Origin of the sequence: Aquimonas sp. (genome assembly GCF_044377145.1) — a bacterium.
Classification (GTDB): Bacteria; Pseudomonadota; Gammaproteobacteria; order Xanthomonadales; family Xanthomonadaceae; genus Aquimonas.
Map to the genome: position 1 here is coordinate 1 of NZ_JBILJQ010000088.1, position 18892 is coordinate 18892.

At 64.7% G+C, this 18892-nt stretch carries 14 protein-coding genes and 1 rRNA gene; 11 read left to right on the top strand and 4 right to left on the bottom strand.

Annotated features, from left to right (window positions below; genetic code table 11):
- The first annotated feature begins 130 nt into the window (after nucleotides 1-130).
- On the top strand, nucleotides 131-721 hold the full coding sequence (locus tag ACIQ7H_RS19315; protein ID WP_395794592.1) for a hypothetical protein: 591 nt from the start codon (nucleotides 131-133) through the stop codon (nucleotides 719-721).
- 4 nt (nucleotides 722-725) lie between these two features.
- On the opposite strand, the gene ACIQ7H_RS19320 is transcribed toward ACIQ7H_RS19315, so the two are convergent.
- Nucleotides 726-953, bottom strand: coding sequence for a hypothetical protein (locus ACIQ7H_RS19320; RefSeq protein WP_395794594.1), 228 nt, complete (start codon nucleotides 951-953; stop codon nucleotides 726-728).
- A 667-nt stretch (nucleotides 954-1620) separates the two neighbouring features.
- Here ACIQ7H_RS19320 and ACIQ7H_RS19325 point away from each other — a divergent pair.
- Both ACIQ7H_RS19325 and ACIQ7H_RS19330 read left to right on the top strand, forming a co-directional pair.
- Nucleotides 1621-1803, top strand: a complete 183-nt coding sequence (locus ACIQ7H_RS19325) for a hypothetical protein (protein WP_395794596.1) — start codon at nucleotides 1621-1623, stop codon at nucleotides 1801-1803.
- A gap of 402 nt (nucleotides 1804-2205) precedes the next feature.
- Nucleotides 2206-3162 carry an antitoxin Xre/MbcA/ParS toxin-binding domain-containing protein gene (locus ACIQ7H_RS19330; protein ID WP_395794598.1) on the top strand — a complete coding sequence of 319 codons (957 nt, stop codon included), beginning with the start codon at nucleotides 2206-2208 and terminating at the stop codon, nucleotides 3160-3162.
- 558 nt (nucleotides 3163-3720) lie between these two features.
- Here the strand turns inward: ACIQ7H_RS19330 and uvrD are convergent.
- The 3 genes from uvrD to ACIQ7H_RS19345 are packed head-to-tail and all read right to left on the bottom strand — an operon-like array spanning nucleotide 3721 to nucleotide 7784.
- Nucleotides 3721-5898, bottom strand: a complete 2178-nt coding sequence (gene uvrD / locus ACIQ7H_RS19335) for a DNA helicase II (protein WP_395794600.1) — start codon at nucleotides 5896-5898, stop codon at nucleotides 3721-3723.
- A 36-nt stretch (nucleotides 5899-5934) separates the two neighbouring features.
- A complete protein-coding gene (locus ACIQ7H_RS19340) occupies nucleotides 5935-6984 on the bottom strand; it encodes a saccharopine dehydrogenase family protein (protein WP_395794602.1) in 1050 nt (349 codons plus the stop codon).
- Entirely contained in the window at nucleotides 6981-7784 is an 804-nt protein-coding gene (locus ACIQ7H_RS19345) for an SDR family oxidoreductase (protein ID WP_395794604.1), read from the bottom strand. The genes ACIQ7H_RS19340 and ACIQ7H_RS19345 overlap by 4 nt, the downstream gene beginning before the upstream one ends.
- A 153-nt stretch (nucleotides 7785-7937) precedes the next feature.
- Here ACIQ7H_RS19345 and ACIQ7H_RS19350 point away from each other — a divergent pair, with 153 nt between their 5' ends.
- The 8 genes from ACIQ7H_RS19350 to ACIQ7H_RS19385 all read left to right on the top strand — a co-directional run.
- Nucleotides 7938-8690, top strand: coding sequence for a ParA family protein (locus tag ACIQ7H_RS19350; RefSeq protein WP_395794606.1), 753 nt, complete (start codon nucleotides 7938-7940; stop codon nucleotides 8688-8690).
- A gap of 77 nt (nucleotides 8691-8767) precedes the next feature.
- Complete coding sequence (locus tag ACIQ7H_RS19355; RefSeq protein ID WP_395794608.1) at nucleotides 8768-11152, top strand: Tex family protein; 2385 nt, start codon at nucleotides 8768-8770, stop codon at nucleotides 11150-11152.
- Between the two features lie 246 nt (nucleotides 11153-11398).
- On the top strand, nucleotides 11399-13648 hold the full coding sequence (locus ACIQ7H_RS19360) for an EAL domain-containing protein (protein ID WP_395794610.1): 2250 nt from the start codon (nucleotides 11399-11401) through the stop codon (nucleotides 13646-13648).
- A gap of 85 nt (nucleotides 13649-13733) precedes the next feature.
- Nucleotides 13734-14864 (top strand): TRAP transporter substrate-binding protein, encoded by a 1131-nt coding sequence (locus tag ACIQ7H_RS19365; RefSeq protein WP_395794612.1) that lies wholly within the window; start codon nucleotides 13734-13736, stop codon nucleotides 14862-14864.
- A 133-nt stretch (nucleotides 14865-14997) separates the two neighbouring features.
- A complete protein-coding gene (locus ACIQ7H_RS19370) occupies nucleotides 14998-15450 on the top strand; it encodes a rhodanese-like domain-containing protein (protein WP_395794618.1) in 453 nt (150 codons plus the stop codon).
- A gap of 116 nt (nucleotides 15451-15566) precedes the next feature.
- Nucleotides 15567-16082: a protein-export chaperone SecB gene (gene secB / locus ACIQ7H_RS19375; protein WP_395794614.1), complete on the top strand. Its 516-nt coding sequence runs from the start codon at nucleotides 15567-15569 to the stop codon at nucleotides 16080-16082.
- A gap of 26 nt (nucleotides 16083-16108) precedes the next feature.
- Nucleotides 16109-17134 (top strand): NAD(P)H-dependent glycerol-3-phosphate dehydrogenase, encoded by a 1026-nt coding sequence (locus tag ACIQ7H_RS19380; protein WP_395794616.1) that lies wholly within the window; start codon nucleotides 16109-16111, stop codon nucleotides 17132-17134.
- 792 nt (nucleotides 17135-17926) lie between these two features.
- Nucleotides 17927-18892 (top strand): 16S ribosomal RNA (locus ACIQ7H_RS19385); the annotation flags it as partial.

Consider the following 18892-nt stretch of genomic DNA (forward strand, 5'->3'; position numbering starts at 1 on the left):
CGGAAGATGTTTCTGGCGGGCGAACCCGCAACGGCTTTGGCATGGGAGTCTCCGAACAAAGCCGCCCTAGAATGAGAGATAACGTGCTGCGTCACTGTCTCGTGGAGTGTAGGCGCGTAGGGCAGGAAAATTGAGCGTAGTAGACGTTGATGACATCGAGAAAAAGGAGGACGTCGAGTTCGTTATTGGTGTCGGTGTATCGGCACTCTCGGCTGCACCCGCCGCGTTGGGCTATCAGGGCTTTACAGCGATTGATCTTTTCAAGGATTTGATTGTTCAGGACCTCGAGCTAGATCCGCTTCAGGTGCTTCAATCAACTATTCCAGCTCTGGCGAAGAACTGCAAATACTTGCCAGTTTTCAGGTATCTGAAACAAGCTCAGAAGAATTCGGTGGACTATGCTCGGGACTATCCCATAGTCGAACGGCTTTTACAGCGGAAAGCAGAAGATTTTTGCAGTCCCAGTTATCTGCGGCAGTTCGTGCGATCCGAGCAGCACAAGTCCGCATCTGATATCGTAAGCTCCAATCCCCCGGAAAAAGCAGCGGGATTTCTGCCATTTCTTCCGGCGGATAAATTTGATCTGGCGTTGGTGCGTCTATTTTTATCCGAAAACCTTGAAAGAGTCGAGGCATTGAACTCTAGTTGTTCGACGTCCTACCGAAAGCTCGGCGCGCTTTACGACTTCTACATGTTCGGTCCGGGTTCTGCCAATCCGTAGTCCTTCAAAGGTATTGGGCGAAGTTGATCGATACAGAAATGAATAGAACTACAAAGATGACGCGGCTGCTGAAGAATGGCCAGATAAGAATCGACCACAGTGCCGTCACAATCGCGAAGCGCGCAATCGCGAAGCGCGCAATCGCGAAGCGCGCAATCGCGAAGCGCGGGGTCAGGTCTAGCAAAGTAGCATCGAGCCGCCGCCGGGGGTGATCTCGGCCTTTGGCGTCCACTTCACCACGGTGGGTCGGATAGTGCGTGCGGCTGGCAATCTCTAGCGCGGCAGCCTCGATGCTACGAAGCTAGACCTGACCCCGTTCGGTTCCAAGTGACGCGCTCAAGATTATGAATGGTTGGGACCACTACTATTGGAGGCAAGGTGATGCGCCGCCGTCCTCTTCGAGGTAGCACCTGGGTGTTGTGTCTCCTCTGCGTTCTGGTTGTCTTGTTGGCCGGATGCTCCAAACAGTCGAGTTCCTTTGATGTGGAACGCTGGATCTTCCAGAATTCTAAAGAGGGTAGATTGTTAGGAGCTCGGTTGGTCGAATTTGACGCAGTTACCAGATTTGAGCGTCTCCCGGACAGATTTGTTATCGCGAAACTGAGCGAAAATGACCAAAGTCGTTACGCATCGCTGTGCAAAACTCTTGCAGCCTTGAAGGTCGAGCATGCGTCTGTCGTTGGAGAGGAAGCGCGGGGTCAGGTCTAGCAAAGTAGCATCGAGCCGCCGCCGGGGGTGATCTCAGCCTTTGGCGTCCGCTTCACCACGGTGGGGCGGATAGTGCGGGGGGCTGGCAATCTCTAGTGCAGCAGCCTCGATGCTACGAAGCTAGACCTGACCCCGTTCGCGTGCTAGTGCAGCAGCCTCGATGCTACGAAGCTAGACCTGACCCCGTTCGCGTGACCCCGTTCGCGCTTCCGTTCGCGCTTTCTGACCCCGTTCGCGCTTCGATCGGCCTCGCCATCAGCGACGAAACCCCCACCGCCCTAGCCGGCAGCGTGACCGCCGCCAACGCCGAACTGCTACGCCCCTACCGCGACCTGCTGACCCGCACCGCGGCGACCGGCTGGCTGGGTTTCTGATCGCGCTCGAGAGCTTGATTCCCCCGGAGCGGCAGCGCAGGGACGCGCTGCTGTTTCATTTTTGAAGGCGTGAGTGGTGGCGCCGGCTTTGGGTTGGACAGCATCGGCCAGCGAGCCCGTTCAACAAGCGCCGCATTTCTAGCGCGATCGCAGCCATCCTCAGCTCGAACCTCGCGTTGGCCCAACGCATGGGCACAGTGCGCGCGTGTCGTAAGAGCCCGGGCTCCAGCCCACCGGAGCTGGTGCGCCTCCCTTGCTCTAGACCTTGCGCTGTGATTTCATCCGCCTAACAACTAACCCGGTCTGACCGCTTCGACAAGAACGAAGGGGCGGCCGGGTGCAAAAGCCGCCGAAAGGCGGTTTTTGCGTATCTGGGGTCAGGAAACGAGGATGGGAGTGCCGATGACGCTGCGCACCCGGGTCTACGTGGACGGCTACAACCTCTACTACGGGTGTGTGCGCAACACGCCGCACAAGTGGCTGGATATACAGGCCCTCACTCAGCGGATCCTCGACACAATCCGGCTGGACGTTGACGGCGAGCCGGCCGCTTTCTGCCTTGATCCGTTGGCGGTCAAGTACTTCACTGCAGCGATCCTCAAGAACTTCGCTCGTCATGAGGATTCAGTCCCCAGCCAAGCGGCCTACCACCAAGCGCTTCGCGGTCATCTGGGTCCAGCCCTGAGCCTGATCGAGGGCTACTTTGCCGCCGAGCCCGCGCGGGCCCATCGCCATGTCAAAGGACAGCCGGCGCGTGACTGCGAGCTTGTGGATATCTGGAAGCTGGTCGAGAAGCAGTCGGATGTAGCGCTGGCGCTGCATGGCTATGGCGATGCGCTTCGGGGCGAAGTGGACCACGTCGTGTTCGTGACCAACGATACAGATGTGGTGCCCTGCTTGGATCTGATCCGGGCGCATACCGCGGCAAGAATCGGCTTGATCATTCCGACCCGGGCGGGAGTTCGCTCGGTCAACAACGATCTCTCGTGTCGCGCCGATTGGGTGCGCTCCCACGTGCTCGAAGATGAGCTCGCGAGTTGCCAGCTTCCCTCTATGGTGATGTTGGACGGAAGGCCCGTGCACAAACCGCTCAGTTGGTATCCCCGTCCCGATTTGCTTGCACCCCTTCTGGCCGAGGCGATCCGCGTCAAGCGCAGTCGCGGTGCGGCGCTGAAGTGGATGAACATGCCTTGCGCGCAGTTGGGCGGACAGCGTCCCATCGACATGGCCGCATCAGATGCGGGAGCACTCGCGCTTCGTGTCTACATGGATCGGTACGCTGCGGACTTCGGCTTGCAAGCCGAGGGTCCGCCTCAAGTCCAGATCACGCCCTCGTCATCCGACACAGAAGCCGAATGAACACTCCGGGCCGAGCTCACTCAAGTTCGCTTGCCGCGGCCGACGGTCGCGACCCCAGCGCATATCATGCTAGCGCTTGGAGATTCCTCGATGAGGGCATCCTCGTTGAGAGACAGAACATCCTGATTCCTTGGGGTTGCGCACGAGACACCCTGCTATCCGCATTTCCGCCAGGGACATTCTGGCTGTCGGAGGGAGGCCTCTGGCCCACTTCCCGGTTGAAGATTCTTGGCTTCTCCGGCCTCTGGGGCTTCAACTTTGTCTCGGTTCCTGGTCGGCTCTTCGAGGTCCAATTCAGGAATGAGAGCCCAGCAACCTCGAAGCGCACGTACCGCAGAAGCCGTGCCGCCCTTCAACGAGCGCTAGGTCGGCCTAATCTGGTCGATCACGGTCTGCTCGGGCAGCAATCTTGGGCAAAGGGCGATGTGCGGGTGAACAACTGGCTGATACGCGAAAGCACGACCTCAGGGCAGACAGAGGTGCTTGTGCACCAACTATCTGTGTACGTTCTTTCGTTGACCTGAGCACGTGGCTGATCGGGACAGTTGGTCCCCCACCTCACCCCACCTGCAAATTCGCATAAGACACCACCAGCCACTTGCTGCCCTCGTCCTCGAAGTTCACCTGCACCCGCGTATGCGGGCCGTCGCCTTCGAAGTCGGTGATCACGCCCAGGCCGAATTTGGCATGCCGCACGGCGGCGCCCAGCTTCAAGCCGGAGGGCGCTGGCTCCGCTACAAAACGCGCACGGGGCGCAGCGCTGCCGTAGTTGGGGCGGCTGACCTGCACGCGTGGGCGCACTTCGTTCAGTACGTCGGTCGGGATCTCGCGCAGGAAGCGCGAGGGTGCGCCGAAGGTGTCCATGCCGTGGATGCGGCGGGTTTCGGCGTAGCACAGCAGCAGTTTCTGCCGGGCGCGGGTGATGCCGACATAGGCGAGGCGGCGTTCTTCTTCCAGCCGGCCGGCTTCTTCCATCGACTTCTGGCCGGGGAACAGACCCTCCTCCATGCCGACGATGCAGACCAGCGGAAACTCCAGGCCCTTGGCGGCGTGCAGGGTCATCAGCTGGACGCAGTCCTGCCAGGATTCGGATTGGCCTTCGCCGGCTTCGAGTGAGGCGTAGGCGAGAAAGCCGATCAGCTCGGGCAGGGGTTCGGCGCCTTCTTCCACTTCGACGCGGGCGAAGCGGCTGGCGACGGTGACCAGTTCATCCAGGTTGTCGGTGCGCGCGTCCAGGGTGCCGCGTGATTCCTCGGCGTAGTGGCTGTAGAGGCCCGACGCCTTCAGGCTGTGGTCGATCTGTTCGGCCAGGCTCATGCCGCGGGTGTCGCGGTCGAGCTGTTCGATCAACTCGACGAAAGCACGCAGCGCGGTTTTGGCGCGGCCGTTCAAGCTGCTGCCGGCGAGTTCGCCGAGCACCGCTTCCCACAGGGTCTGGTTGTCGGCCTGGGCGCGGGCGCGCACCTGTTCGAGCGTCTTGCCGCCGATGCCGCGGGTGGGCGTGTTGACCGCGCGTTCGAACGCGGCATCATCGGCACGGCTGGCGATCAGGCGCAGGTAGGCGAGGGTGTCCTTGATTTCGGCGCGCTCGAAGAAGCGCAGGCCGCCGTAGACGCGATACGCGACCTGGGCCTGGATCAGGGCTTCTTCGAGCGCGCGCGACTGCGCGTTGGAGCGATACAGCACGGCGCAGTCGGAGGCCGCGCCGCCGTCGTTGATCCAGCGCTGCAGGCGCTGCACCGCGTGCTGGGCCTCGTCCATCTCGTTGTAGGCGGCGTACACGTCGATGGCTTCGCCGTCGCCATCGGCGGTCCACAGGGTCTTGCCCAGCCGCGCCGGGTTGTGGCCGATCACCGCATTGGCGGCTTTCAGAATATTGGCGGTGGAGCGATAGTTCTGCTCCAGCCGCACTGTGCTGGCGCCCTCGAAGTCGCGCAGGTAGTGCTGCACGTTCTCGACTTTGGCGCCGCGCCAGCCGTAGATGGCCTGGTCGTCGTCGCCGACCACGAAGGTGCGGCCGCTGCTGCCGGCCAGTACGCGGATAAAGGCGTACTGGATGGTGTTGGTGTCCTGGAACTCATCGACAAGCAAATGGCCGAAGCGCTGCTGGTAGTGGTGCAGCAGGCCGGCCTGGGTCAACCAGAGCTCATGCGCGCGCAGCAGCAGTTCGGCGAAGTCGACCAGGCCGGCGCGGCGGGCGGCCACTTCGTAGGCCTCGTAGATGCGGATCAGGGTGTCGGTGGCGGGGTCGGCACTGTGGATGTGCTTCGGCCGCTTGCCCTCGTCCTTGGCGGCATTGATGAACCAGGCCGCCTGGCGCGCCGGCCAGCGCTTGTCGTCGAGGCCGAGATCGTTAATGACCCGCTTCAGCAGACGGATCTGGTCATCGGAATCGAGCACCTGGAAGGTTTCAGGCAGGCCGGCTTCCTGCCAGTGCAGGCGCAGCAGGCGATGGGCGATGCCGTGGAAGGTGCCGATCCACATGCCGCGTCCGCCCTGGCCGCCCAGTGCACTGATGCGGTGACGCATCTCGGCGGCGGCCTTGTTGGTGAAGGTCACCGCCAGCACGCCGTAGACCGGCACGCCGGTGACTTCGGTCAGCCAGCCGATCCGGTTGACCAGCACGCGGGTCTTGCCGCTGCCGGCGCCGGCCAGCACCAGGGTGTGCGGGGATTCAGTGGTGACGGCCTCGCGCTGGGCCGGGTTGAGCGCGTCGAGCAGGTGGGAAACATCCATGCCGCATTGTAGCCGCGGCGCTCGTGAGCGCTGGATTCAGCCGGTGCGCTCGACGCCCGGCAGGCTGTTGACGTAGCTCGCGCCCATCAGCTGCGAGGGAGTATTGAATCCGCTCGGCACCTCCGGCTGGGCCAGCCGCTCGATGATGCCGAGCGCGGCGTCCACCGTCAGCGTGTAGCCGTTCGGTGTGCGCAGTCGACGCGATACGCGCTGGCCGCGGGCATTGGTGGCCTCGCCCCAGACCCAGGTGGCGCTGCGCCCGCGCGAACTCTCCGACGGGCCGCGCACCTTGGCCTCGACCTTCGACTTCAGCAGTCGCTGTACCCAACCCATCCCCAGCAAGGGGCCGAGCAGACGCAGCCTTCGCAGGCGCCGGATGGTGGGCTGCGGCACCGCCATGTAGACCTCGATATTGGGGATGCCCGTGCTCAGGTAGGCGGTGTACACATCGCCCCAGGGAATGCTGACCGCCGAGCGCTGCACGCCCTCGCGCTCGAAGAAACGCATCTTGTAGGCCAGTGGCACGCGCTTGAGTTCGCCATTGACGCGAATGCGACCGCCCTTGCCCAGGCCCTCGACACTGGTCTTGGCGGTGCCCGGGCTCGGACCACCGCCGGCCTCGAAGGCCAGCACCAGATGGGTCGCGTCGGGTAGATCGCGCTTGAGCTGGGCGGCGAGGCAGTCGGTCGGCACCACATCGAAACCCGCACCGGGCAGCACCAGGATTCCGGCCTGCTTGGCGCGCGCGTCCTGCGCATGGCAGTGCGCGAACACGTCGATCTCGCCGGTGATGTCCAGGTAATGCGTGCCGCTGGCCAGGCAGGCCTCCAGCATCGGTGCGCAGGTGGCCGAGAACGGCCCCGCGCAGTGCATCACCGCATCGATATCGCGCAGGCCCTCGCGCAGGGCGTTCGCATCGGCCAGATCCAGCACGACCCATTCAAGCCCCAGCGGCTCGGCCAGTTTCGCCAGCGCGGCGCCATTGCGCCCGGCCAGCACGGGTTTCATGCCGCGCGCGACGGCGGCTTCGGCCATCAGGGCGCCGGTGTAGCCGTTGGCGCCGTAGAGCATCCAGCGCAGGCTCATGCCTTGCCGCCCTGGCGCCGGCTGACCATCTTCTGCACCTGCTTGTAGTAGTACTCGGGGAACCAGCGCTTCATCCACCAGCGGCGGCGTTCGGTCGCGGTCGGAATGATCAGGAACCGGCCTTTCTCGGCGGCTTCAACAATCGCCCGGGCGATGTCATCGGCGCTTTCGCGGGCATCGGCCATCAGCTTGGCGGCGGTCGAGCGCATCCGCTCGGAGCCGCGGAAGTTCTCCAGCAGATTGGTCTGGAAGAAGGCCGGGCAGACCACCGAGACCTTCAGCCCGCGCGGTTCGAACTCGCCGCGCAGGCCTTCGCTCAAGCTGACCACGCCGCCCTTGGCGACGCCGTAGGACGACAGCCCCGGCGCACCGGCGAGGCCGGCGAAACTGGCGATGTTGATGATCTGGCCGCCGCCCTTCTGCAGCATGTCCGGGGCGAAGGTTTTGCAGCCGCGCACCACGCCGAGCAGGTTCACGTCGAGCATCCATTGCCAGTCGGCGATGCTGGCCTCCAGGGTGGCGCCACCCGAGGCCACACCGGCGTTGTTGATCAGCACATCGATGCCGTGCCAAGCCGCGTTCACCTGTTCGCGCAGCAGGGACCATGCGCTGTCCTGGGTGATGTCGACATGGAAGGCCAGCGCGCGGCCGCCGGCGGCTTCGATCTCGGCGCGCACACCCTCGGCGCGGTCGAGGTCGAGATCGGCCACGCCGATCCTGCAGCCCAGACCGGCGTAACGCAGCGCCAGCGCGCGGCCCAGGCCGCTGCCGGCGCCGGTGATCAGGACAGTCTTCGACATGGCGCAGCTCCGCATAGGTGGACCCTGATTCTAGGCCGAGTGGGCCGCGTGTTCCGAATGACGGCCACAGCTTCCGCACTGCAGAATTCTGGCGCTGCCGCGGCCCAGATCCTGCAAGCGGCTGCCCGACTCCATCGCCCGGATGCGCACCCGATGATCCTGACCATCAGCAACAACAAGGGCGGCGTCGGCAAGACGGCGCTGGCCGCGCACCTGGTGTTCCGCGCGGCCGAGCAGCTGCGGGTGCTGGCGGTGGACCTCGACTCGCAGGCCAACCTCACCGCCACCCTGATCGAGCGCTCCGAGAAGCGCGGCCACGCCAGCAGCGACGCCCTGTTCACCGAAGAAGAACCACCGCAGCCGATGCGCACGCCCGACCCGAACATCGATCTGCTGCCGGCCGGCAAGGCCTTGAACAGCACTGATCGGCTGAACCTGTCGGCAGCATTCCAGGCGATTGCGCACCTGAAGAAGCTGGCTGGCGCCTATGACTTGATGGTGATCGACACCCCGCCGGCGATCGGCCTGCGCATGACCACCGCCCTGGCCTGCGCGCGCCAGGTGGTGGTGCCGCTGGTGCCGGAGAGCTACTCGGTGGACGGCGTGGCCTCGGTGCTGGCCGAGATCGCCTCGATCGGCGAAAACCTGAACACCAGCATGCGTCCGGCCCAGTTCGTGCTGAACCTGGTCAACCCACAGGCGCGCCAGCACCGCCGCATTGGTGAGCAGATCAGCGAACGCTTCGCCGTCGCCCAGCCCTGGCTCAGCCGCAGCGTGGCGGTCGCCGAAGCGCTCGCCGAGCGGCGGCCGGTATGGCGACGCCCGACCAGCGCCAAGGCCGCCCAGCAATGGCGCGCCCTGTGCGATCGACTGCTGATCGACAACGGTCTGCTGCGCGCGAACTGAAGGGGCACGCGACGAACCCAGGCGCGGGCTGCGCCTATACTCGCGCCCCCGTCTGGTCAGGCCCGAACCCGCACAGCATGAGCACCGCTTCCGATATCGCACGCAACCCCGCCCTCATCGCCCAGCGCATCAGTGCGCAGATCGCCGTCGAAATCAGCGCCCAGCCGACGCAGGTGCGGGCCGCGGTCGAACTGCTCGACGGCGGCGCAACCGTGCCCTTCATCGCGCGCTACCGAAAGGAAGTCACCGGCGGCCTGGACGACATCCAGCTGCGTGCGCTGGAAGAACGCCTGCTGTACTTGCGTGAGCTGGAAGACCGTCGCGACGCGATCCTGGCCAGCATCCACGAGCAGGGCAAGCTGAGCGACGCGCTGCGCGCCGACATCGAAGCCGCCGACACCAAGGCGCGGCTGGAAGACCTGTACCTGCCCTACAAGCCCAAGCGCCGCACCAAGGCGCAGATCGCGCGCGAAGCCGGGCTGGAGCCGCTGGCGCTGGGACTGCTCGAAGACCCGAGCGAGTCGCCCGAAGCGCGCGCGGCGGCTTTTGTCGATGCCGACAAGGGTGTCGCCGATATCAAGTCCGCACTCGAGGGCGCGCGCTCGATCCTGATCGAACGCATCAGCGAAGACGCCGGCCTGGTCGGCGAGCTGCGCGACTGGCTGTGGAGCTGCGGCGAGATCGAGGCCAAGGTCATCGAGGGCAAGCAGCAGGAGGGCGCGAAGTACAGCGACTACTTCGAGCACGCCGAAGCGATCGCGAAGATTCCCTCGCACCGTCTGCTGGCCCTGCTGCGCGCGCGCAACGAGGGCATCCTCGGCATGGACCTGTACCCGAAGGCGAAGTCGGCCGCAGCCAGCGACGACCCGCGCGCAGCGGCCACTGCCGCCGGCAATGCCGAGGCCGAAGGTCGGATTGCGCTGCGCAGCTGCATCGCCGAACGCGGTCGCCCGGCCGATGCCTGGCTGCGCGAAACCGTGCGCCATGCCTGGCGTTTCAAGCTGCATCTGAGCCTGTCGCTGGACCTGCTGCTCAAAGCCCGCGAGGCGGCGGAAGAAGAGGCCATCCGCGTGTTCGGCGACAACCTCAAGGATCTGCTGCTGGCCGCACCGGCCGGCCCGCGCGTGGTGATGGGGCTGGACCCCGGCCTGCGCACCGGCGTCAAGGTCGCCACGGTTGATCGCACCGGCAAGGTGGTGCAGACCGGCGCGATCTTTCCGCACGCGCCGACGAACCGCTGGGATGCGTCGATCGCCGAACTCGCACGCGCCTGCGCGGCGCACGGCGTCGAACTGATCGCGATCGGCAACGGCACCGCCTCGCGTGAGACCGATCGCCTCGCTGCCGAGCTGATCAAGAAACACCCGGAGCTGAAGCTGCAGAAGATCGTGGTCAGTGAGGCCGGTGCATCGGTCTACTCGGCCTCGGAGATCGCTTCGAAAGAGCTGCCCGATCTCGACGTCAGCCTGCGCGGCGCGGTCTCGATCGCGCGTCGTCTGCAGGACCCGCTGGCCGAGCTGGTCAAGATTGACCCGAAGTCGATCGGCGTTGGCCAGTACCAGCACGATGTCAACCAGACCCGGCTGGCGCGTGCGCTCGATGGTCGCGTCGAGGACTGCGTCAACGGCGTCGGCGTCGACGTCAACACCGCTTCGCCGGCGCTGCTGGCGCGGGTGGCCGGATTGTCGGCAACCGTGGCCGAGAACGTGGTCCGCTTCCGCGATGAGCACGGCGCATTTGCGAGCCGCAAGGCTCTGCTGAAAGTGCCGCGCCTTGGCGACAAGGCATTTGAACAGTGCGCGGGGTTCTTGCGCATCAGCGGTGGCGAGAATCCGCTGGACGCATCGAGCGTGCATCCGGAGGCCTATCCGGTGGTCGAGCGCATCCAGGCCCAGTGCGGCCGCGCCGTGCGCGAGTTCGTCGGCGATGCGGCCTTCCTGCGCAGCCTCGACCCGGCCAAGTTCACCGACGAGCGCTTCGGCCTGCCGACCGTGCGCGACATCCTGCGCGAACTGGAGAAGCCGGGCCGCGACCCGCGCCCGGAGTTCAAGACCGCGCGCTTCGAGGACGGCGTCGAGGACATCAGGGACCTGCAGCCGGGCATGGTGCTGGAAGGCGTGGTCAGCAACGTCGCCGCGTTCGGCGCCTTCGTTGACCTCGGCGTGCACCAGGACGGCCTGGTCCATGTGTCGGCGCTGTCGGACCGCTTCGTCAAGGACCCGCGCGAGGTGGTGAAGGCGGGGCAGGTGGTCAAGGTGAAAGTGCTGGAGGTCGACCTGCCACGCAAACGCATCGCCCTGACCATGCGCCTGGACGACCCGATCGGCGAAGCCCGCGTCGAACGCGGCGCGCGTCCGGATGCCCGCACCACGGCGAACGTGCAGAAGCAGATCGCCCGTCAGCAGGCGCCCGCGCCCGCAAATGCTTTGGCCGAGGCGTTGTTGCGCGCCAAGCGCAACTGAGCGTGAGCCGCCGCCGTGGCGATGGCTGCGGCGGCGGCGCGGCGGCCGAAGGCTCTCATGACTGAATCCAGTCACGCACTGGGGCATGAATCTTGCCTCTGATACCCTAGCCCAGCGCCTGCGGTGATGTGAATCTCCGCCCGCGCTGCGGCCCGGCCTTGCGCCGGTCCTAGGTGTGCGGAATCGCGGCCCAGCCGCGAAACCGCCATTTGCGTGGGAGGGCTTGTGCAGGCAACGGGCCGCAGCATGCGATGGCAACGCGCGCTCTGGGTGGGCGTGCTCGCGGCTGCGCTGGCTCTGCTCGACCTACCTTACTCGGCGCGCTTCTTCGGATTGGAAGTCGCCGCCTCGCTGGCGCATCTGCACACCGGCTTTCTGCTCGCCGTCGCGATGGTGGTACGCGACCCGCTGCCGTTGCGGATTGGCGTTGCTGCCAATCTCGCGGTGTGGCTGGGCAAGACGGCCGTCGCCGGAGAGCTCGACGGCGCGCGCGGCCTGTACGGCATTCTGGCGATGCTGGCCACCTACGGCCTGCTGCGCTTGGCAGCCCGCGCGGCCGGATGGCCGCGCGATCAGGTCCGCGAGGGCGGCTTCTCCGTTTTCGACCTGCCGCGCTACGGCCTGATCGCGTGCGTGCTGCTGCCTGTCGCTTTCGCCATGCTGGCGGCGATATTGGAAGTCTTGCTGATGGGACGTGAGCTCGGCGACCCCGCACTGCAAAGTGCGATGACGCAGACCTTGCTGGCCAAACTGTTCGGCGTGTTGATTCTGACCCTTCCACTGGTCGTGCTCGCCACCCACCGCGCCTCCGCTCCCGTCCAGGGCGTGGAGATGTGGCGCATGCTGCCTTGGTCGCTGCTGGTGTTCGGCGTGCTGTTGCCGGTGTTGGTGCTGCAGGCCCTGAGCCAGCCCGGCGCATGGCATCCGCTGTTGACGGCTCTCGTGGACTGCCGGCTGGTGCTTGCCGCGTTGCTGATCCTGACCTCGGTGTCCATGCGACTGCGCCGCAGCATGACCCTGCTGGTGCTCGCTCAACTGCTGTTCGCGCTGGGCTTGACCGTCGTCGCCAGCGAAGGGCGTGACGTACCCGATGTGCTGGGCCTGCTGCGGATCGCATTGGAACTGATGATTCTGCAGATGCTGGTGCTGGTGCTGGTGGTGTTCCTGTATCACCGCGAGCGCGACCACCATCTGATTCGGCTGGCCGATGACAGCCGTCGTGATCCCCTGACAGGATTGCCCAACTTCAATGCGCTGGCGATGCGCATCAACGAACCGCGCAGTTCGCGCGCCCTGGGCTTTCTGCTGCTCGACCGTACCGAGACCATACGCAACAGCCTTGGTCTGGCCGCGGAATCCGCGCTGATGCGGGCCGTCGCACGGCGGCTCGCGCCGGACGTCGATGCCTTCTACCTCGCGCCCGGGCAATTCGCGCTGCTGCCAGCATCCGAGGCTGCGGCCACCGACTGGAACGAGGTGCTGCGAGCTGCGCACCTGCTGGAGTTCCGCTGGAGCGGTCAGCCCTATCGGCTGCTGCCGTATCTGGGAGTCGCGCAGCGCACACAAGGCGAGGCCCTGGAAGACTGGCTGCCGCGCGCCTCGAACCTTGCCTTCGACGCCCGTGAACGCGGTGAGGCCGAACCGTTGCTTGCACCCGCGCGCCTGCACCCGATCAGCGGCGCCCGACGGCGCTCGGCGCTGGAGCTGAGCGGTGCGGTGCTCAGCCAACTGCGCGCGGGTGCGCTGGAGCTGTATGCGCAGCCGATCGTGCCGCTGCGCACTGAACTGCTGGCAGCGCACGGACCACGCGCGGAGATCCTGTGCCGTCTGCGCGGGCAGGACGGCAGACTGATGTCACCGGCGCTGTTCATTCCGGCGCTGGCGGCCGACAGACGCATGGCCGAACTCGATCTGGCGGTGCTCAAGTCCCTGCAGACGGTCCTTGAGCGTCACGTGCGCGAACTCGATCCGGGCCTGCGGCTGAGCATCAATGTGGACGCGCAATCGCTGGCCTCGCATTCCTTCGTTGAGGCCCTGGTGCGCCTGATCGGCGAGCTGCCGATTCCGGCCAGTGCCCTCTGCTTCGAAGTCACCGAGACTGCCGCCATCACCCGTGTCGGCGAATCGTCCCAGCTCTTTCACCGCCTGCGTGGTTTGGGTTGCGCAATCTCCATCGATGATTTCGGCGTCGGCTTCCAGTCTTTCGAGCGGCTGAAGCAGCTGCCGGTTGACCAGATCAAGATCGATGGCACCTTCGTGCGCGAGATGCGTAGCAGCCCGCGCGATGCCGCCCTGGTGTCTGCGGCCGTCGCCGTCGCGCGGGCGTTCGATGCCAGCACCGTGGCCGAGTTCGTCATGAACCAGGAAACCGCCAACCTGCTGTCTGCGCTGGGTGTCGATTGGGGTCAGGGCGAACTCTATGGTTTGGCCGGCCCGATCGCCGAGGTGCTGCTGTCGTCAGCCGCCAGCAGCCGGGCATCGCATCCCGCGCGCTGACCGGCTAACCTTCGCCGGCGCGCCGCAGGTGTTGTGGCGCTGAACGATCAGCACACTGCGGGTCGCACCGCCGAAGGGGATCAGAGTGAAGCGTCGAGACGTACTCAAAGGGGCAGGGCTGGCGGCTGCAGGCAGCAGCCTGGGCTTGGCGGCATGTTCGCAGCCCGCCGATTCGCCATCGGCGCAGGCGCGCATCGAGCCAGCGCGCGCTGATCAGCCAGTACTCAACTGGAAAATGGTCACTGCCTGGCCGTCAGGTTTCCCCGGTCTGGGCAGCGGCGCGACCGAGCTCGCGGCACTGATCACCCGCGCCAGCGGCGGTCGCATCAATGTGCGCGTCTACGGTGCCGGCGAGCTGGTGCCGGCGTTCGAAGTGTTCGACGCCGTCAGCCGCGGCACCGCCGAGCTCGGCCACTGTGCGGCCTACTACTGGAGCGGCAAGTCGGCCGCGGCGCCCTTTTTCTGCGCGGTGCCGTTTGGCCTCAGCGCGATGGAAATGAATGCGTGGCTGTACTACGGCGGCGGGCTGGAGCTGTGGCGCGAGCTGTATGCCGGTTTCAATCTGGTGCCGTTTCCGGCCGGCAACACCGGCGCGCAGATGGCCGGCTGGTTCAAGCGCGAGATCAACAGCGTGGCCGATCTGGCCGGCCTGAAAATGCGCATCCCGGGCTTGGGTGGTGAGGTGATGGGGCGAGTCGGCGCAACGCCGGTCAACATGCCGGGGGGTGAACTGTTCAGCGCCTTGCAGTCAGGCGCGATCGACGCGACGGAGTGGGTGGGGCCTTACAACGATCTGGCCTTCGGACTGCATCGGGTGGCCAAGTACTGCTACTACCCCGGCTGGCAGGAACCCGGGCCGACTCTGGAGTGCATGCTGCACAAGCCGGCCTTCGAGGCTCTGCCTGATGATCTGAAGGCGGTCGTCGAAGCGAGCTGCCGGGCGGTCAATGACTCGATGTTGGCCGAGTACACCTCGCGCAATCGGGCGGCGTTCGAAACACTGCAGCGCGAACATGGAGTCGAATTCCGGCCGCTGCCTAACGATGTGTTGCAGGCATTGCGGGCTGCGACCGAGGAGGTGCTGGCTGAGACGGCCGCGCGCGATCCATTCGCTGCGAAGGTCTACGCCTCGGTCCGCGGCTTCCGAGCCAATGCCCGTCGCTGGTCCGAAGTGTCGGAACAGCCCTACCTGCAGACGCGCGGCGAGTGGGCCTGAGGCTGTCGCGAGCCGGTTGACCGGGCCCCGCTGGTCCCGGTGCCTTTGCCGCTCCGCCCCGCCAGGTTTTGCGCCTGCCGGTGTGCTGCCGGATAATCCATGGCTCGCGCGCCCCTCGGGCGCCTCATATCGGATGTATCGAGTGTCCCAGTTTCTTGAACGCCTGCCGGAATTCATCGGCGCCCATCCGATTCTCGCCATGGGCTTCGTCGGCCTGACGGCCGCCATCGTCATCAACGAAATTTCCCGGTTGCGGCGCGGCTACAAGAGCGTCAGCCCGGCCGAGCTGACCCTGCTGATGAATCGCCAGAACGCGCTGGTGGTCGATGTGAGCGCCATCGGCGACTTCGAAAAGGGCCACATCATCGGCTCCAAGCACGTCGCGATGGGCCAGTTCGATCCCGAGAACAAGGTCTTGGCCAAGGTTCGTGAGCTGCCGGTGGTGATGGTGTGTCGTAGCGGCATGACGGCGGGTACGGCCGCGGCGCGCCTGGTGAAAGCCGGATTCAAGAATGTCTTTCTGCTCGAAGGCGGCATCCAGGCTTGGCAGACCGCTGATCTGCCGCTGGTGCGCGGCAAGGCTTGAAGCCGGCCGCCTTCGCCTCAACCCCATCACCTCGCGTTGGGTTCCCGCGTCCTCCTTGGTCCACCGTGGGATACTCGCCAACTTTCCGCTACACCTGCCATTAACCGGAGTACGTCATGAGCGAAGAGAACCAGTCGGCCGCTAACGGTGCCGCCCCAGACCAGGCCCAGGCCCAGCTGGTGCTGCAGAAGATCTACGTGAAGGACGCATCCTTCGAGGCGCCGAGCGCGCCGCAGATCTTCCAGGAAGAAATGTCCCCGCAGCTGCAGCTCAATATGAACCAGAAGGTCACCGGGCTGGCGCAGGACGTGTACGAAGTCGTTCTGACCCTGACCCTGACCTGCACCGCAGGCGACAAGACCGCGTATCTGGTCGAAGCGCAGCAGGCCGGTGTGTTCACCATCTCCGGTTTTGACGCCCGCAACCTGGATGCGGTGCTCGGCACCTACTGCCCGAACACGCTGTTCCCGTATGCGCGCCAGCTGATCAGCGATCTGATCCAGGCCGGCGGCTTCCCGCCCTATTTCCTGCAGCCGATCAACTTCGATCAGCTCTATGCCGACACGCTGCGCCGTCGCGCCGAGCAGGGCCCGGTCGACCAGCTGTCCGGCGAGACCGCCGGCAACGCGTAATCCACTGAATCTGCGGGCCGCACGCGATGAGCGAAACCTTCAACATCGCCGTGCTTGGCGCGGGCTCCTGGGGCACCGCGCTGGCTGCGCAGCTGGCTCGAAACGGTCACGTCACCACTCTGTGGGGGCGTGACGCGGGACAGGTCCATGAAATGCAGGCGACGCAGATCAATACGCGCTACCTGCCTGAAATCTTCCTGCCTGCTGAGCTGAGTTTCAGCAGCGCGTTGGTCGATACCGTCAACAGCGCTGACATCGTGCTGGTGGTGGTGCCCAGCCACGCGTTTCCCGCCTTGATCGCGGATATCGCGCCGCACTGCGGCGGCGCCCGCGGCATCGCATGGGCTACCAAGGGGTTTGAGCTGGGCTCGGGCCGCTTCCTTCACGAGGTCGCGGCGGAAGCGCTGCCTCCCAAAACACCGCTGGCCGTGGTCACCGGGCCTTCATTCGCTAAAGAAGTGGCGCAAGGCCTTCCAACGGCGGTGACGGTCCATTCCGAAGAAGGTGGGTTCGCGCGCCTCGTGGCGGAAACGCTGCACGGCTCAAGCTTCCGTGCCTATACCGGAAGCGATGTGCTGGGCGCCGAATTGGGTGGTGCGATGAAGAACGTCCTCGCCGTCGCCACCGGCATCGCTGACGGCATGCAGTTGGGCTTGAACGCGCGAGCCGGGCTCATCACACGCGGCCTCAACGAAATGCTTCGCCTGAATGCCGCCTTGGGCGGCCGCACCGAGACGCTGATGGGCTTGGCGGGCTTGGGCGATCTGGTCCTGACCTGCACCGGCGATCTGTCGCGCAACCGTCGGCTGGGTCTGGCGCTGGGTCGGGGTGAATCGTTGCATCAGGCCGTGCAAGCGATCGGCCAAGCGGTGGAGTCGATCCAGACCGTGGACGAAGTCATGCGTCTGGCCGTGCGGAACGGGCTGGATTTGCCGATCAGTGCGTTGGTGCAGCGCGTGCTGCATCAGGACATCACCCCGCAGGAGGGACTGCGGATGGTGCTCGCCCGCGAGCAGAAGCCTGAGTATCCACCGGGCTGGTTCGCGTCCTGAGCTTCAGGGCACCCGCTCCGCACGGAGCGAGCGGGACGCTTCTGCAATCGCGGCGCCTGACATACACATGCGTAGTGGCATCCGCCGATCGCAGACTCTGGGATCGACCGACCGTGTTTCATCGCCGACCTTCCCGCGGCCACTGAGCACCTGTCTCTATTGCGACGCCCTGGAGCGCCGAGAGCACAGGGCAATCGAAGTCGTTCCGAACACCGCCAAGGTGAACCGACACCAGAGCTCGTCCTTCCCCAGGATGCTGGCCACCAAGGGTGGGCCGAGCCGCGGATCAAACTGATGACTCTCCCGAGCGCAGCGAGCGCACAACGAGCACCGAGGGTGGCGCCGAGGGTCAAAAGCTGAGGACATCAACGTCGACAAGGCGGGATCTCTGAAGCTTAGGGCCAGTCTTCTTCAAGCGGATCGCTACGGCTTGAAGATTCTTCGCCCACCCCTCTTTACAGGTGGAAAAGGAGCTGTATACTGGGCGGCTCGCACAGACGCTTAGCCAGACCGGCGACGCGGAAGTCGGCAGAAAAAAGTTTCGGTTGAGGTGTTGACGGAAACGAAATCTGCTGTAAGATGTGCGGCTCCCCGGGGCGAAACGCTCCACCGGCTGAAGGGTCGGACGGGAAAGATCTTTGAAAGTGTGCGCAGGTAACTTGTGCGGACGCCCGCTGAATGGAAGAGAGTCCATTTTGCCGAGTGTCTGTGAAGTAAGAACCAAGAGTCAGCAATGAACGCTTGGGGTTAGACGCTCAGCTCAAAAATTAGGATCTTCGGATCTGTCGTTTTTAACTGAAGAGTTTGATCCTGGCTCAGATTGAACGCTGGCGGCATGCCTAACACATGCAAGTCGAACGGCAGCGCGGGGGCAACCCTGGCGGCGAGTGGCGGACGGGTGAGGAGTGCATAGGAATCTGCCCGGTTGTGGGGGATAACGTAGGGAAACTTACGCTAATACCGCATACGACCTTCGGGTGAAAGTGGGGGACCTTCGGGCCTCACGCGATCGGATGAGCCTATGCCCGATTAGCTAGTTGGCGGGGTAAGAGCCCACCAAGGCGACGATCGGTAGCTGGTCTGAGAGGATGATCAGCCACACTGGGACTGAGACACGGCCCAGACTCCTACGGGAGGCAGCAGTGGGGAATATTGGACAATGGGCGCAAGCCTGATCCAGCAATGCCGCGTGTGTGAAGAAGGCCTTCGGGTTGTAAAGCACTTTTGTTCGGGAAGAAATCCGTGAGGCTAATATCCTTACGGGATGACGGTACCGAAAGAATAAGCACCGGCTAACTTCGTGCCAGCAGCCGCGGTAATACGAAGGGTGCAAGCGTTAATCGGAATTACTGGGCGTAAAGCGTGCGTAGGCGGTTTGTTAAGTCAGATGTGAAAGCCCCGGGCTCAACCTGGGAACTGCATTTGATACTGGCAAGCTAGAGTGTGGTAGAGGGTGGTGGAATTCCCGGTGTAGCGGTGAAATGCGTAGAGATCGGGAGGAACATCCGTGGCGAAGGCGGCCACCTGGACCAACACTGACGCTGAGGCACGAAAGCGTGGGGAGCAAACAGGATTAGATACCCTGGTAGTCCACGCCCTAAACGATGCGAACTGGACGTTGGGCTCACTTTGGAGCTCAGTGTCGAAGCTAACGCGTTAAGTTCGCCGCCTGGGGAGTACGGTCGCAAGACTGAAACTCAAAGGAATTGACGGGGGCCCGCACAAGCGGTGGAGTATGTGGTTTAATTCGATGCAACG